The following is a 14,237-nucleotide window of genomic DNA, read 5'->3' on the forward strand; positions in this document are numbered from 1 at the left end:
AATGACCACAGTCCGGGCCGCCGCCGTGCAGATCAGTCCGGTGCTCTACAGTCGCGAAGAAACCGTGAGCAGGGTCGTCGCGAAAATCGACGAATTATCCTGCCGGGGAGTGCAATTCGCGACTTTTCCGGAAACTTTTGTCCCGTACTATCCGTACTTCTCCTTCGTCCAGCGTCCGTTCGAAATGAGTTCCGAGCAGCTGAGATTGATGGGTGAGGCGGTGACGATACCGTCGGCGACGACGACCGCGATAGGCGCAGCCGCCCGCCGGGCGGACATGGTGGTCTCTATAGGGGTCAACGAACGCGCCGGCGGCTCGTTGTTCAACGCGCAGTTGCTCTTCGACGCCGACGGCACCTTGATTCAGCACCGCCGCAAGATCAGCCCGACTTTCCACGAACGGATGATCTGGGGACAAGGCGACGGCAGTGGACTGCGCGCCGTGGACAGCGCGGCCGGTCGCATCGGCCAGTTGGCCTGCTGGGAGCACTACAACCCGCTGGCCCGATTCGCCTTGATCGCCGACGGCGAGCAGATCCACTCGGCCATGTTTCCTGGATGCTTCGGGGGCGAGTTGTTCGCCCACCAGACGGAGATCAGCGTTCGCAACCACGCGCTGGAATCCGGCGCGTTCGTGGTGATCGCGACGGCCTGGCTCGACGCCGATCAACAGGCGAGGATCGCGTCGGACACGGGCGGTCCGGTCGGCCCCATTTCCGGCGGCTGCTTTACCGCGATCATCACGCCGCAGGGCGAGCTGTTGGGCGAACCGCTGCGCTCGGGCGAAGGCGAGGTGATCGGCGATCTGGACTTTTCATTGATCGACAGGCGCAAGGCGCTCATGGATGCGAATGGGCACTACGGCCGTCCCGACGTGCTCAGCCTGCAAATCGATCGCACGCCCAGGGCGCTTGTTCGCACCGATACGGAAGTCGACCCCGAGGCAAGCGACCACGCCGGCGCTTGACTGGCACGGCGCCGCTTCTACAGCCCCTTGGGCGCATCGCGGACGGCCTGCACCGTCGAGGGATCGCCGTCGAACTCGACGTTGGCGGCGCGCCCGACCGAAAACAGCAACAGCTCCTCGGGCGCACCGGTCACCGTGACGGCCGGGCCGCGTCCCGCGGTCAACAGCGTCTTGCCCTCCGGGGTGCGCAACGCGACCCGGCCCGGCACCTTGGCCAGGGTGAGCCGGGCCATCAACGGCAGGGTGCGGCGCAGCCGGGCGCTCAGGTCGGGGTCGAGCGTGCGCGGCTGCCAGCCGGGCTGCGCGCGACGCACATCCTCGTGGTGGATGAACATCTCGGCGACATTGGCCACCGGGTCGAGCAACTTGAACGGCGAGTAGACCGGCGGTCCCGATGCGACCTTGTCGACCAGCTCGTCCCACTCGGCCCGTTCGGCCACCTGGTTCTGCACCTTCTCGGTGTGCGGGGCGAAGAACGGGATCAGGATGCCGGGGGCGGCGTCGGGCCGGTACTCCCGGATGACGAGGTGGGCGGCAAGATCCCGCGTCTTCCACCCCTCACACAAGGTGGGCGCCTCCGGGCCGGCGGCGCGCATGGTTTCGACGAGGGCGGCACGTTCGCGTTGCGCGACAGACATGTGTTCAGGGTAGGACCAGCCCCCGGGCACGGACCATCCGCGTCTTGCGTAAATTTGCATCGTCGTCTCCTGGAGGAAAGTGCAGGCAATCTCATGAACGCGCGTGTCGAGCAGTTGGAGTTTCAGGCCGAGGCCCGGCAACTGCTGGACCTGATGGTCCACTCCGTCTACTCCAACAAGGATTCGTTTCTGCGGGAGCTGATCTCGAACGCTTCCGACGCACTGGACAAGCTGCGGCTGGAAGCCTTCCGCAACAAAGAACTCGACGTGGACACCTCCGACCTGCACATCGAGATCGAGGTCGACAAGAACGCGCGGACGCTCACCATCCGCGACAACGGCATCGGCATGGCCCGCGCCGAGGTGGTGGCGCTGATCGGCACACTGGCCAAGTCCGGCACCGCCGAGCTGCGTCAGCAGCTGAAGGACGCCAAGAACGCCGCAGCCTCCGAGGAACTGATCGGCCAGTTCGGCATCGGCTTCTACTCGAGCTTCATGGTCGCCGACAAGGTCGAGCTGCTCACCCGCAAGGCCGGCGAGAGCGAAGCCACCCGGTGGGAATCCAGCGGCGAGGGCACCTACACCATCGAAGATGTCGACAGCGCTCCCCAGGGGACGTCGGTCACCCTGCACCTCAAGCCCGAGGACGCCGAGGACGAGCTGCACGACTACACGTCCGAATGGAAGATCCGCGGCCTGGTCAAGAAGTACTCCGACTTCATCGCGTGGCCCATCCGGATGGAGGTCGAACGACGGACCCCGGCTGAGGAGGAGGGCGGCGAAGAGACCGTCACGCTCGAAACCGAGACCCTCAACTCGATGAAGGCGCTCTGGGCCCGCCCCAAGGAGGAGGTGTCCGAGGAGGAGTACAAGGAGTTCTACAAGCACATCGCGCACGCCTGGGACGACCCGCTCGAAATCATCGCGATGAAGGCCGAGGGCACCTTCGAATACCAGGCCTTGCTGTTCATCCCGTCCCACGCGCCGTTCGACCTGTTCAACCGCGACGCCCAGACCGGGATCCAGCTCTACGTCAAGCGGGTGTTCATCATGGGCGACTGCGACCAGCTCATGCCCGAGTACCTGCGCTTCGTCAAGGGTGTCGTTGACGCGCAGGACATGTCGCTGAACGTGTCGCGCGAAATCCTGCAGCAGGATCGGCAGATCAAGGCCATCCGCCGCCGCCTGACCAAGAAGGTCCTCTCCACCATCAAGGAGCTGCAGTCCGAACGGCCCGACGACTACCGCAGCTTCTGGACCCAGTTCGGCAGAGTCGTCAAGGAGGGCCTGCTGTCGGACTTCGACAACCGCGAAACCCTGCTGCAGATCTCCTCATTCGCCTCGACGCACAGCGAGGAGGAGGCCACCACCCTCGCTGAATACGTCGAGCGCATGAAGGAGGGCCAGGAGCAGATCTTCTTCGCCACGGGGGAGACGCGGCAACAAATCCTGAAGTCCCCGCACCTCGAGGCCTTCAAGGCCAAGGGCTACGAGGTGCTGCTGCTCACCGATCCGGTCGACGAGGTCTGGGTGGGAACCGTGACCGAGTTCGACGGCAAACCGCTGCAGTCGGTCGCCAAGGGCGAGGTGGACCTCAGCTCCGAGGGCGAGGAGAGCGAGGCGGAGCGGGAGGAACAGCAGAAGGACTTCGCCGACCTGCTGGCCTGGATGAAGGAGACGCTGAGCGACCACGTCAAGGAAGTGCGGCTCTCCAGCCGCCTGACCGACTCGCCGGCCTGCCTGATCACCGACGCCTTCGGCATCACCCCGGCGCTCGCGCGGCTCTACCGGGCGTCCGGCCAGGACATCCCGGTCGGCAAGCGGATCCTCGAACTCAACCCGAACCATCCGCTGGTCACCGGCCTGCGCCAAGCGCACCATGACCGCAGCGACGACCCGTCAATCGCCGAGACGGCCGAATTGCTATACGGCACAGCGCTTCTCGCCGAAGGCGGAGCGCTCGACGATCCGGCGAGGTTCGCCGAGCTGCTGGCCGACCGATTGACCCGCACCGTGTAGGCCGCCGGCATTCTCGACAATCGCCGGAGATGACGGCGATTGAAAGCGGGTTTGCTGGGATAATCACCTCCCATGGCTGAGTTTCGCGTCATCGACCCACGTGGGAGGGTCGTCGCGACGAAGAATTTTGCCGGCGCGGAGTCCGCGTACGCCTGGTTCGTCGACTCCGTCGGCGGCAACACCGAGCTGGGCTGGCGCATGGAGGTCAACGATGACGGGCAGTGGGCCCACTTCGACGACACCCAGGGTTTCACCGCGCCCGTGAGCCATCGCCCCCGTCGGCGCTGATCACGTTGCGCGTCAGCCACCGGGTCCGATCACGAAGCAGCGGGCGCCGCTGCCGCTGGTGAGCAACACCTCTTGAACCGAGGACTCCGCGATCGCGGGGAAGCCGAAGCGATGCACCTGCTGGTCGGCCCCGATGTCGGCGTCCTGCGACTCGTTGGTGCCGTCCTTCTTGCGCACCAACGCCGTCACCTTGTCCGGGTTGGGCGGGTTCTTCGGGTCACGGAAGTACCACACCTCGATCCCGTTGCCCGACGAGTCGCCGCGCCAGCCGTCGGAGTAGTAGCACGCGGGATTCCCCTCGGCGTCGGGCGGCGGTGGCCGGCATATCGACAGTCCGACGCAGTCCGGCGCGCTGGTGCTACTGGGTGTGCTGGACGAGGCGATCGGGCTGGGAGCAGCCGACGCCTTCGTCGCGCTCGAACTGGACGCGGCCGGCGGCGCGGCGTGCTGCGACCCGCACGCCGTGAGACCGGTACCCACCATGGCGACGGCGGCGACGGTTCGTGTGATGGGAGCGAACATCAGTGGCACACTTCGCACGGAGCGGCCTGGGCCGGGGGAGTGCCGGCAATTCCGACGGCGATTGCTGCAGTGACCAGTAATCCACGAAGCATGTTCGCGAGCCTTCCGTTAGCGCAAGCGGCGGTGGTTGCTGCCGACTACAGAGCTAACACCCTGACGCGGTCGCCCAGCAAGGGGCAAGCCACACGTAGGCTCCGAGGATGCACGTCGACGCGATGACGGTCCCGCAACCGCTACACCAGATCGGCGAGCTGGCCCGGCGAACGCAATCGGCCGGCTTCTCCGGTTTGTTGTTTACCGAGACGGGGCGCACGGCCTATCTCAACGCCGCCGTCGCGTCGCAGGCCGCTCCCGGCCTCGAGCTGTCCACGGGCGTGGCGGTGGCCTTCCCGCGAAGTCCCTTCATCACGGCGGCCACGGCCTGGGAGCTGCAGGAAGCGACCGGCGGCAACTTCCGGCTGGGGCTCGGCACCCAGGTGCGCACCCATGTCGTCCGGCGTTACGGTGTGGCGTTCGAGCGGCCCGGCCCGCGGCTGCGCGACTACCTCTTCGCGGTCAAGGCGTGCTTCGCCGCCTTTCGATCCGGGACGCTCGATCACCACGGCGACTTCTACGACCTCGACTTCATCACCCCGCAATGGAGCCCGGGTCCCATCGACGCCCCCGATCCGAAAGTCGATATCGCAGCGGTCAATCCGTGGATGCTGCGGATGGCGGGCGAGGTGGCCGACGGGGTGCACGTGCATCCCATCGGGGAGCCGGGCTACATCGCCCGGCACGTGTTGCCGAACATCGCCGACGGGGCGGCGAAGGCCGGGCGCTCACCGTCGGACCTTGCGGTGATCGTGCCCGTGATGACCATCGTCGGTGACACCGACGAGGAGCGCGACAAGCAACGAGAAGGGGTGCGCGCCAGCATGGCCTTCTACGGCAGCACCCCGAACTACGCGTTCATCTGGGACCAGGCCGGGTTCGAGGGCACCACGGCCCGGATCCGCGAGAAGCAGAAGGCCGGTGACTTCGCCGGCATGGCGGCCCAGGTCAGCGACGACCACGTCGCCGCCTTCGCGACCGAGTCGACGTGGGATGGGTTGGCCGACGCGCTCACCGAGAAGTACGCCGGAAAGGCCACGCGCCTGGTGCTTTACAACGCCGTCGGCGATCCGGAACGGTTCGAGCGGTACGGCGAGGTGGCCCGCCGCATTCAACACGCCGTCAGTGACTGAGCTGAATCGCCTTGACCACCAGCAGCAGTGCGCCGACGATCAGGTAGGCGCGCAAGGCGATCATCCCGAGCCGGGTGCCCGGTGACCAGGTGACTGGTTCGAGCAGCGTCAAGGGCGGCATTCGCCACGTATTGCGGTCTACCCCGCGCGCCGGAAGCCGCGCCGCGGGCGCTGCAGGCTGACGGCGCGACATCCAGCGCAGCACCGGTACCGCCGCCGCCGCGAGTATGGCCAGTGCCAGGGCCAGGTAGCCGGCCACCGCCACGACGTTGAGGTCGCGGAACAGCGTGGTGGTCATCAGGATTCCCGACAACAGCAGCAGCGTGCCGACGATCAACCCGGCAACCCAGTTGAGCCACGGCCGATTGACCCACGGCCCCAACACCTCTCGGTCGTTGCACAGCAGCAGTAGAAATACGCTGGCGCTGGGCAGCAATAGGCCGGCAAGGGCCTGCACGGCGGTGGTGATCAGCCCGAGCGGGGCGCCGGGGATCAGGACGATGGCCGCGGCCACCACCACCATCGCGGTGTAGGAAAAATAGAACTGTTTGGCGTCTGCGAACCCACGGTGCAGCGAGTGCTTCAGGCCGAACACGTCACCGAATGCGTAGCTGGTGGCCAGGGTCACCGCGGCGGCGCCGATGATGGAGGCGTCCATCAGCACGATGGCGAAAATCCAGCCGAGCGTCGCCCGGTGTTCGCCCAGCAGGTGCGCGGTCGCCCCGGCGTCGGTGAAACCGCCGACGCTGCTGGTGGAGCGTGCCGCCCATTCGCCGGTCATCACGAGCGCCGCGGCGCCGATGACCACGACGAAGGCGCCCAGCACGGTGTCGGCGCGCTCGTATCCGATGAACCGCGGGGTAATGCGTTTGTCGACGACGTTGGACTGCTGGAAGAACAACTGCCAGGGCGCCACGGTGGTCCCCACGATGGCGATGATGAGCAGCACCGCATCCGAGCTGACGCCTCCCGAAATGGTGGGCACCACTAAGGATTTCGCCGCCTGTGCCCACTGCGGGTGGGACATCAGCAGCATTGGGATCTGCAGCAACGTGACGGCGATAAAGACGAACATCGCGCGCTCCCAGCGGCGGAAGCTTCCGCTCGCCATGATCGCGACCAGGGCCACCGCCGAGACCGGCACCACGACGTACTTGGAGATGCCGATGAATTCCGCGGCCAGGGTGATGCCGATGAATTCGGTGACGATCGTCAGGAAGTTGAGCAGGAACAGGTCGCCGACCGAGAACCAGCCCCAGCCACGGCCGAAGCGTTCGTTGATGAGCCGCGCGTGCCCGACCCCGGTGACCGCCCCGAGCCGCACCACCATCTCCTGGTTGACGATCAGCACGGGGATCAACAACAAGAGCACCCACAGCAGGGAGTAGCCGTAGTTCTGTCCCGCTTGGGCATACGTGGCGACGCCGCCGGCGTCGTTGTCGCCGACCATCACGATGATTCCGGGACCGACGATCGCCAGCAGCGTCAGCAACCGCGTTTTCCAGGTGCGGGCGTGCTCGGTTTCGCCGACGCTGATCCGACCGAACGCGCCCTCGATGTCACCGAGATGCGCCGTGTCGAGCACCGCGCTGCGCCGGTTGGTGTCCTCGCGACCTGTGCTCACAGCGGGTTACCTCCCGGCACGCGGGTGCCTTGGTCACCGGGGACCTCGCGAACGGGACGCGGCGCCGGTTCGCGCCGTCGCCAATCCTCGGGAATGGTCGCCTCGAGCACATCGTCGACGGTGACCACCCCCAGCACGCGGTCCTGGTCGTCGACCACCGGGATGGAATAGAGGTTGAAGTCGGCCATCAACAGTGCGATGTCCGTCAGATCGGCGTCCGCCGTGACCCGCACCGGGTCCGAATCCATCAGTCGCTCAAGGACTTCCCCGGCCGGTGCCTGCAGCAGGGCGATCACCGAGACGACGCCGTCGAGCCGTCTCTCCTCGTCGATCACATGCACCTTGATCAGCGCCTCCGGCTGTATGGTGCGGGCGTTCGCGATCAGGTTCAGCGCTTCCGCCGCGGTGATCGAGGCGGCGCAGGAAACAAAGTCGACGTTCATCAGCCCGCCGGCGCTTTCGGGATTGAAGCCCATCAGGGTGATGACCTTGGTGCGCTGCGGGCCCGGCATCAGATCCAGCACGCGCCGGCGGCGCGACTGGCGCAGGTCGGCGATGGCGTCGGCAGCGTCGTCGGCCCGCATCCGGCCCAGCAGGGCGGCGACCTCGTTGTCAGGCATGCCGTCGAGCAGCCGGCTGGCCTTCTCCGGCTCCAACTCCTCGAAGACGTCGGCTTCCAGCTCGGGGTCGCTGCGCACGCGGTCGAGGATCTCGCCGCCCTCGGCCTTGTCCGCCTCTTCGAGAAGGTCGGCGATTTCGGCGGCTTTGAACTCGCCGAATCGGTCCGACAGGCGCCGGACGGCGTCGGACCGAGCGTCACCGATCAGCGGCTCGAACGCCTTCCAGTCGCGAGCCGCGTGTCCACCGGACTGCTTGATCAGCCCGAACAGCCGGGGTGGCCGTCGGGTGTCAACCCGCGTAAGCATCCATCCGGCGCCGGTGTCCTCGAGCTCAACGTCGTAGGCGCGGATCAGCTCGACGTTGGCCACGTCGATCAGCCGATGTCCCAACACGTCGGTGCGCAACAGCACCTCGCCGTCCCGGCGCTCGAAGCCGCGAAGGTCAACCTTGTTCTTGGTCAACAGGACTCGGTCGGCGGCGTACTCATCGATGGATTTGTCGCCGATGAACACCCGCCGGCCGCCGACCCCCGCCACGATCCCGGTCACGAGCGGGTACTCGTCCGCGCCCCGCAGCCGCACGATCACGTCCTCGACGCGGCCCACGGTCTCCCCGGCGCGGGCCAGCACCGGCGCGCGCAGTAGTTGCGAGAGGTGGATCACTGGTCGGCCGCCGCCTTCGGCCACCGTCTCCGATGCGCTCATTCGTTCCTCCTCGACACCCCGCGACCGACTCTCCGATCAGCCTGCACGAAGCCACGTCGCGACGTCGTGTGCAGGTACGGCTTACCGCCAGGATCGGTGATGGTGCAAGTGTGGTCGCTTCACCGGGTTCGGCCGCAAGATCGTACGCCGGGGCCGCAGCGAGCGACTACCGCCGCCGGGTGAACGGCGGGCGGCTATTGCGGTGCCATTGGTTGCCGATCTTCCCGGCGATCCGATTGGCGATGCTGGCGCCACCGATGTCGGGCCAGGCGATATGTTCGCGGCGTGACCGCAGTCGACTTCTCCTCCGTAGCCCCGATCGTCCCGGTCCGGAATCTCGACGTCGCTTTGGCCCGCTATCGACGACTCGGCTTCGCTGCACGTGCATACGACGGACCAGATCGTTACGGCTTCGTCGACCGCGGATCCGTATCCATTCACCTCACCGAGTGGGATGAGCACGACCCATTGCGAACCGCCGCAAGCGTGTACCTCTATGTCAGTGATGCCGACGGCCTCTATGCGGAGTGGGCGGCGCTGGAAGGCCTTGAGGGCCGCCTGATCCCCCCGCAGGACACTCCCTATGGGCTCCGCGAATTCGCCTATGTCGATCCGGACGGCACGGCGCACCGCGTCGGTTCGCGCGGCCGATCAAGCTGATACCGCGGGCTTTTCGTCCGCCGGCGGGGCGGACGCGGCCTGGCTGCGGGTGAGCGCCACCGTCGCCGCCGCCATCACCACGACCGACAGGACCAGTGCCACCATGCCGATGTCGTTGGTGCGCAGCGTCTCACCGAGCACGGTGACACCGAGCACCGATCCGACGACGGGCTCGGCGACGGTCGTCGCCGGCAGCGACGCGGTGAGCGGGCCCGCCCGAAACGCCGATTGTTCCCAGGCGGTGGCCGCGATCGCGACGACCGCCCACACGTACACCTCGGGTGTGCGCAGCAGGGCCGGGATGCCGCGGTCGAGCTGGTCGACCACACCCTTGGTCAACACGGAGAACAACCCCCACAGCGAGCCGGACATCAAACCCAGCAGCATCGCGCCGACCGCACCGGGGAACAGGCGCGCGCCGACCACGCACAGGATCAGCGCCGGGCCCATGACCAGCGCCACGATGGTCCAGGTATGCAGAGACCCTCGCGGAGTGCCCTCCTGCGGGTCGCCGACCGTCACCACCACCGCGACCGCCGCGGCCAGCAGGACGGCCCAGACCGCTTGTCGCGCAGTGATTCTCCGATGGTTGATCCGCGCGCTGATGAGCAGCGCGAACAGCAACGACGTCACCAGCAGCGCCTGAACGAGCACGACGGAACCCATCCCCAGCGCGGCGGCCTGGAACCCGAAACCGGCGCCGGCCACCAGGCTGCCCGTCCACCACTGCCGATCGCGCAGCAGCCGGCGAAACAGGGCGACGGTGCCAACAGGCTTGTCGGTGACCTCTTGGGCGGATCGCTGCTGGATGACGTCTCCGATACCCACCATCAGGGCGGATGCAACCGCCAAGACCGCCGCGATATCCGTTTTGCCCAAGCGGACCTCCTGTGTATCCGGCGTTGCGACCCTAGACTTCTGGACGGTACGCGACACGGCGTTTCGAGGGGATGCACGCCATGAACGACACGAACGCCCGGATCGGCGTGCTGGCCACCGAGGCGATCGATCTGCTCATCGAGGCCGTCGACCAGGTCTCACCGGAGCACTGGGACCAGCCGTCCAACCTCGAAGGTTGGAGCGTGCGCGAGCTGGTCGGGCATGTCACCGGCAGCGCCGCGAAAGTCGTGACCCTGGTTGAAGACGGCGAGCTCTGGGACCGGCCGTCGCAGCCTTCCGACTGGATGTGCGACAACCCGGCGGAGCGGCTGCGCGAGCTGGCAGGGCGGCTGGCCGCGGCGTTGCCGGCCGCCGAATTCGACGGACCGCGGAGATCCCCAGAAGGTGAAGTCCCGCTGCGCCGAGCGCTGACCTATCCGGTGTCGGACCTGGCCATGCACGCTTGGGACATTCATCGTTCCCAGGGCCGACTGATCGAGCTGCCCGGGGACCTGCTGGAACTGTGCCGCGGGCTGGTGGAGTCGGTCCCGGAGCACCTGTTGCGGCGACCAGCGGGCTTCGGGCCGGCCCAACCCGCGCCGGGCGATGCGACGCCGACCGCCCGACTCATGGCGTTCCTCGGCCGTTCGGTCGACGTCGAGGCGTGAGTTCGAGTGCCGCACAAGGGTTTTGCGGCTGAACCGCACTGACCCCCGTCACTAGTGTGACGGGTCAGCTGTTGCGGCTGATCTTCAGCGCGGTGGTGATCATCGGTATTTGCAGCGGCAGCCGGGCGAAGGCGGCGATCCGCATGGGCCAGGGTTTGTTCCACCACAACCGGCACATGTTGACGTTCGCCGGGAACACCCCAATGAACAACGCAGCCGCCGCGAGCGCGGCCAATCGGCGGGTGCGTCGGGGGACCAGCGCCGCGCCGACGCCGATCTCGGCCACCCCGGAGGCGTAGGTGTAGAACCGGGCGCTGCCCGGTAGCTCGGCGGGGACGATCGTGTCGAACGGCTTGGGCGCGAGGAAGTGCAGCGTGCCTACGCCGACGAGCATCGCCGCGACCCGGTACGCGGCGGTCTGGGTGGTGTCGGGTTTTGCGAGGGGTGTGGTGCTCATCGCGCGAGCGTAACGCCGCAGTCGCGGGCCCGCCGATCGGGAGCCGCGGCGTTACGCTCGAGGCGATTAGTGTAAACTCGGCGCGACATATCTTTCACGCCCACGACAGTTCGAGGATGAAAAGCATGGCCACACCCGTCATTGTCGGAGCGGTCCGGACGGCGATCGGCCGCTCCTTCAAGGGCACGCTCGTCAACACGCCGCCCGAGACACTGATCACCACTGTGCTTCCGGAGGTCGTTCGCAGGTCCGGCGTCGACCCGTCCGACATCGACGACATCATCTTCGCCGAATCCCACTACGGCGGCGGCGATTTGGCGCGGTATGCGGCCACCGCGACCGGCATGGAGGACATTCCCGGGCAGTCGGTGAACCGGCACTGCGCGGGCAGCCTGACCGCCATCGGCAACGCCGCGGCCCAGATCGGCTCCGGGATGGAGCGCGTGCTCATCGCCGGCGGCGTGCAGTCGCTGTCGATGACGCCGCTGACCAACTGGCGCATCCCCGGCCCGGAGCTCAAGTTCGAGGAACGCTGGATGCCGCCGACTCACGTCGAGACGCCGGACGCCCCCGCCAAGGACATGTCGATCACCGTGGGCTGGAACACCGCCCAGGCGGTGGGCATCAGTCGCGAAGAAATGGACGCCTGGGCCGCCCGGTCACATCAGCGCGCCATCGCGGCCATGGACGCGGGCAAGTTCGTCGACGAGATCGTCCCGCTGAAGGTCACCCAGTTCGACGGTTCGGTCACCGAGTTCTCCGTCGACGAACACCCCCGCCGGGACACCACCGTGGAGAAGCTCGCCGCGCTCAAGGTGCTGCACCCGGAGATCGAGGGGTTCTCGATCACCGCCGGCAACAGCAGCGGCACCAACGACGCCGCGGCGGCGGTTGCCCTCGTCGACCGCGAGTACGCCGCCGCCGAGAACCTGAACGTGATGGGCACCGTCCGGGCGTGGGCCGCCGCGGGCGTCGCCCCGCGGGACACCGGCCTGGGCGCCGTCAAGGTCATCGGCAAGGTGCTGCAGCGCGCCGGCCTGTCGGTCGACGACGTGGCGCTGTGGGAGATCAACGAGGCGTTCGCATCCGTGCCGATCGCGGCGTGCCGGGAGTACGGCATCGACGAGGAGAAGGTGAACTTCTCCGGTAGCGGTTGCAGCCTCGGGCACCCCATCGCGGCCTCGGGTGCGCGCATGGTGACCACGCTGGCCTACGAACTGGCCCGCAGGGGCGGCGGCATCGGCGTCGCGGCCATGTGCGCCGGCGGTGGCCAGGGCGGCGCCGTGGTGATCGAGGTTTAGCGGCGATCGCGAGGGCGGTGAAGCCGGGCGAAGCGGGTCGCCGCCACCAAGCTGTAGCGGCTAGTTGCAGTACGTGTAGCCGATGAACTGGGTGCCGCGGGTGTCCCCGCTCGAGTAATTGGCGAAGTGCACCGCCGGCTGCCCGTTGTATTGGGTGTTCATCTTCTGCACGGTCGGTGGCGGGACGCCCTTGGGGAACGCCAGGATCATGTCGGCGAAGATGTTCAGGCCGACCTGGCAGATGGCCTCGCGCCGCGGCGGCTGTGGATTCCAGGCATGCACGACGACCGGCTCGGTGAGCTGATACCCGGCCGCGCAGTTCGGGTCGCAGACCTTGAATACCGCCGTGCCGGTCCCATCCGCGCCCTGCGGGCCCCACGAGCTCCACGACATGTCTTGCAGCGCAACGGCGACGCTCGCGCACCCCAGGACGTTGAGGCGTTTGGGACGCTCGACCGGCGGAACCGACAGGTTGTAACAGCCCGGGATGGCGAAGCTCTGCGGGGGCGCGGGCTGGGTGGTCGGCCGCCCGGCGGTTTGGTTGCCCTGCGTCAGCTTCAGCACCACGAAGGCCAGCACACCGGCCAGCGCTACCGCCGAGACAACGCCGATGACGATCAGTCGCCCCCGTGGAATGCTTCGCAACCGGCTCAATGAAGGAACGTTTCCCCCGCTCACGTTCACCAGATTACGGCCGAACCCCTCCGTTCGGGGCGGTGCCCGCAGGCATCGAGTTGGCAGGGTAAAGTTGGTCAACACTGCCAACTTAAGGAATGTGATGGCGTTGCAGCTGACGGATGACCACGACCTGGCCGCGCGGCTGGCCACCGAGGCCGGGCGGCTGCTGCTCACGGTCCGCGATGAGTTCGCCGACGCCGAAGCGAGTGAGCGGAAAGCCGCGGGGGACAAGCGATCCCATGACTTCTTGATGGGAGCGCTGGCCGACGAGCGCCCCGACGACGCGGTGCTGTCCGAGGAGGGTGTCGACAATCCGGTCCGGCTGCGTGCGGACCGGGTGTGGATCGTGGACCCGCTGGACGGGACGCGGGAATTCTCCGAGCTCGGGCGCGACGACTGGGCGGTGCACGTCGCGCTGTGGGACGCCGGTGAGCTGGTGGCCGGGGCGGTGGCGCTGCCTGCGCAGGGCATCACCCTCGCCACCCCCGACGTCGCCACGCCGCCCGCCGCCAGGCGCCGCGGCGGCCCGGCGCTCACTGAGATCCTCTTGCGCCCGAAATCGATTGTGGTATAAGCGCTCTCAGCGCGTGACCGCCAGTACAGCCTCGGCCAACTCGGGACGGCAGACCACCAAATCCGGCAGCTTTGGATCGGGCTGGTTGTAAGCCAGCCCCGAGCCGTCGATGCGCGAGGTGTGCAGGCCCGCGGCCCGGGCCACGGCCACCGGGGCGGCCGAGTCCCATTCGAATTGGCCGCCGGCGTGCACGTACACATCGGACAATCCCTGGACGAGCGAAGCCACCTTGGCCCCCGCCGAACCCATTTCCACCAGCACGCCGTCCAGGGCGTCGCGGACGCTCAGCGCGATGGCGGGCGGGCGGGTGCGCGACACCACGATGCGCGGCTTGCCGGGGGCGCGGGCTGGGTGGTCGGCCGCCCGGCGGTTTGGTTGCCCTGCGTCAGCTTCAGCACCACGAAGGCGGCC

The 14,237-nt window shown here is 67.6% G+C and carries 15 protein-coding genes and 1 pseudogene; 8 read left to right on the plus strand and 8 right to left on the minus strand.

What is annotated here, in order from left to right:
- Position 1: 1 nt before the first annotated feature.
- Complete coding sequence (locus A5702_RS02755; protein WP_068218044.1) at positions 2-967, plus strand: nitrilase-related carbon-nitrogen hydrolase; 966 nt, start codon at positions 2-4, stop codon at positions 965-967.
- Between the two features lie 17 nt (positions 968-984).
- Here A5702_RS02755 and A5702_RS02760 read toward each other — a convergent pair whose 3' ends face one another.
- Positions 985-1,605 carry a TIGR03085 family metal-binding protein gene (locus A5702_RS02760; RefSeq protein ID WP_068218047.1) on the minus strand — a complete coding sequence of 207 codons (621 nt, stop codon included), beginning with the start codon at positions 1,603-1,605 and terminating at the stop codon, positions 985-987.
- 93 nt (positions 1,606-1,698) lie between these two features.
- Between A5702_RS02760 and htpG the strand changes: the two genes are divergently transcribed.
- Both htpG and A5702_RS02770 read left to right on the plus strand, forming a co-directional pair.
- Positions 1,699-3,624: a molecular chaperone HtpG gene (gene htpG, locus A5702_RS02765; RefSeq protein ID WP_068218052.1), complete on the plus strand. Its 1,926-nt coding sequence runs from the start codon at positions 1,699-1,701 to the stop codon at positions 3,622-3,624.
- 72 nt (positions 3,625-3,696) lie between these two features.
- A complete protein-coding gene (locus A5702_RS02770; protein ID WP_067822356.1) occupies positions 3,697-3,912 on the plus strand; it encodes a hypothetical protein in 216 nt (71 codons plus the stop codon).
- Positions 3,913-3,924: 12 nt separating this feature from the next.
- On the opposite strand, the gene A5702_RS02775 is transcribed toward A5702_RS02770, so the two are convergent.
- Positions 3,925-4,434, minus strand: a complete 510-nt coding sequence (locus tag A5702_RS02775; RefSeq protein ID WP_055400006.1) for a hypothetical protein — start codon at positions 4,432-4,434, stop codon at positions 3,925-3,927.
- Between the two features lie 200 nt (positions 4,435-4,634).
- Here A5702_RS02775 and A5702_RS02780 point away from each other — a divergent pair, with 200 nt between their 5' ends.
- Positions 4,635-5,660, plus strand: a complete 1,026-nt coding sequence (locus tag A5702_RS02780; protein WP_068218055.1) for a TIGR03617 family F420-dependent LLM class oxidoreductase — start codon at positions 4,635-4,637, stop codon at positions 5,658-5,660.
- Here A5702_RS02780 and A5702_RS02785 read toward each other — a convergent pair.
- Together A5702_RS02785 and A5702_RS02790 are read right to left on the minus strand one after the other, a co-directional pair.
- A complete protein-coding gene (locus A5702_RS02785) occupies positions 5,650-7,284 on the minus strand; it encodes an Nramp family divalent metal transporter (RefSeq protein ID WP_068218057.1) in 1,635 nt (544 codons plus the stop codon). The genes A5702_RS02780 and A5702_RS02785 overlap by 11 nt on opposite strands.
- Entirely contained in the window at positions 7,281-8,609 is a 1,329-nt protein-coding gene (locus A5702_RS02790; RefSeq protein ID WP_068218061.1) for a magnesium transporter MgtE N-terminal domain-containing protein, read from the minus strand. The genes A5702_RS02785 and A5702_RS02790 overlap by 4 nt, the downstream gene beginning before the upstream one ends.
- 285 nt (positions 8,610-8,894) lie before the next feature.
- Between A5702_RS02790 and A5702_RS02795 the strand changes: the two genes are divergently transcribed.
- Positions 8,895-9,269, plus strand: coding sequence for a VOC family protein (locus tag A5702_RS02795; RefSeq protein WP_068218064.1), 375 nt, complete (start codon positions 8,895-8,897; stop codon positions 9,267-9,269).
- On the opposite strand, the gene A5702_RS02800 is transcribed toward A5702_RS02795, so the two are convergent.
- On the minus strand, positions 9,261-10,148 hold the full coding sequence (locus tag A5702_RS02800) for a DMT family transporter (protein ID WP_068218067.1): 888 nt from the start codon (positions 10,146-10,148) through the stop codon (positions 9,261-9,263). The two genes, A5702_RS02795 and A5702_RS02800, sit on opposite strands and share 9 nt — an antisense overlap.
- A gap of 80 nt (positions 10,149-10,228) precedes the next feature.
- Between A5702_RS02800 and A5702_RS02805 the strand changes: the two genes are divergently transcribed.
- Positions 10,229-10,816, plus strand: a complete 588-nt coding sequence (locus A5702_RS02805) for a TIGR03086 family metal-binding protein (protein ID WP_055400076.1) — start codon at positions 10,229-10,231, stop codon at positions 10,814-10,816.
- 64 nt (positions 10,817-10,880) lie between these two features.
- Here the strand turns inward: A5702_RS02805 and A5702_RS02810 are convergent, their stop codons facing one another.
- On the minus strand, positions 10,881-11,273 hold the full coding sequence (locus tag A5702_RS02810; protein ID WP_068218070.1) for a hypothetical protein: 393 nt from the start codon (positions 11,271-11,273) through the stop codon (positions 10,881-10,883).
- A 125-nt stretch (positions 11,274-11,398) separates the two neighbouring features.
- Between A5702_RS02810 and A5702_RS02815 the strand changes: the two genes are divergently transcribed.
- Positions 11,399-12,574: a thiolase family protein gene (locus A5702_RS02815; RefSeq protein WP_068218074.1), complete on the plus strand. Its 1,176-nt coding sequence runs from the start codon at positions 11,399-11,401 to the stop codon at positions 12,572-12,574.
- 60 nt (positions 12,575-12,634) lie between these two features.
- Here A5702_RS02815 and A5702_RS02820 read toward each other — a convergent pair whose 3' ends face one another.
- Positions 12,635-13,219, minus strand: a complete 585-nt coding sequence (locus A5702_RS02820; RefSeq protein WP_231633748.1) for a hypothetical protein — start codon at positions 13,217-13,219, stop codon at positions 12,635-12,637.
- Between the two features lie 133 nt (positions 13,220-13,352).
- Between A5702_RS02820 and A5702_RS02825 the strand changes: the two are divergent.
- Positions 13,353-13,823 (plus strand): annotated as a pseudogene (locus A5702_RS02825) (inositol monophosphatase family protein); the annotation flags it as partial.
- 9 nt (positions 13,824-13,832) lie between these two features.
- On the opposite strand, the gene A5702_RS02830 reads toward A5702_RS02825, so the two are convergent.
- Positions 13,833-14,237: inositol monophosphatase family protein (locus tag A5702_RS02830; protein ID WP_304440330.1), on the minus strand; the 405-nt coding region annotated here is incomplete at its 5' end.

Source organism: Mycobacterium sp. E3339 (genome assembly GCF_001666915.1).
Lineage (GTDB): Bacteria > Actinomycetota > Actinomycetes > Mycobacteriales > Mycobacteriaceae > Mycobacterium.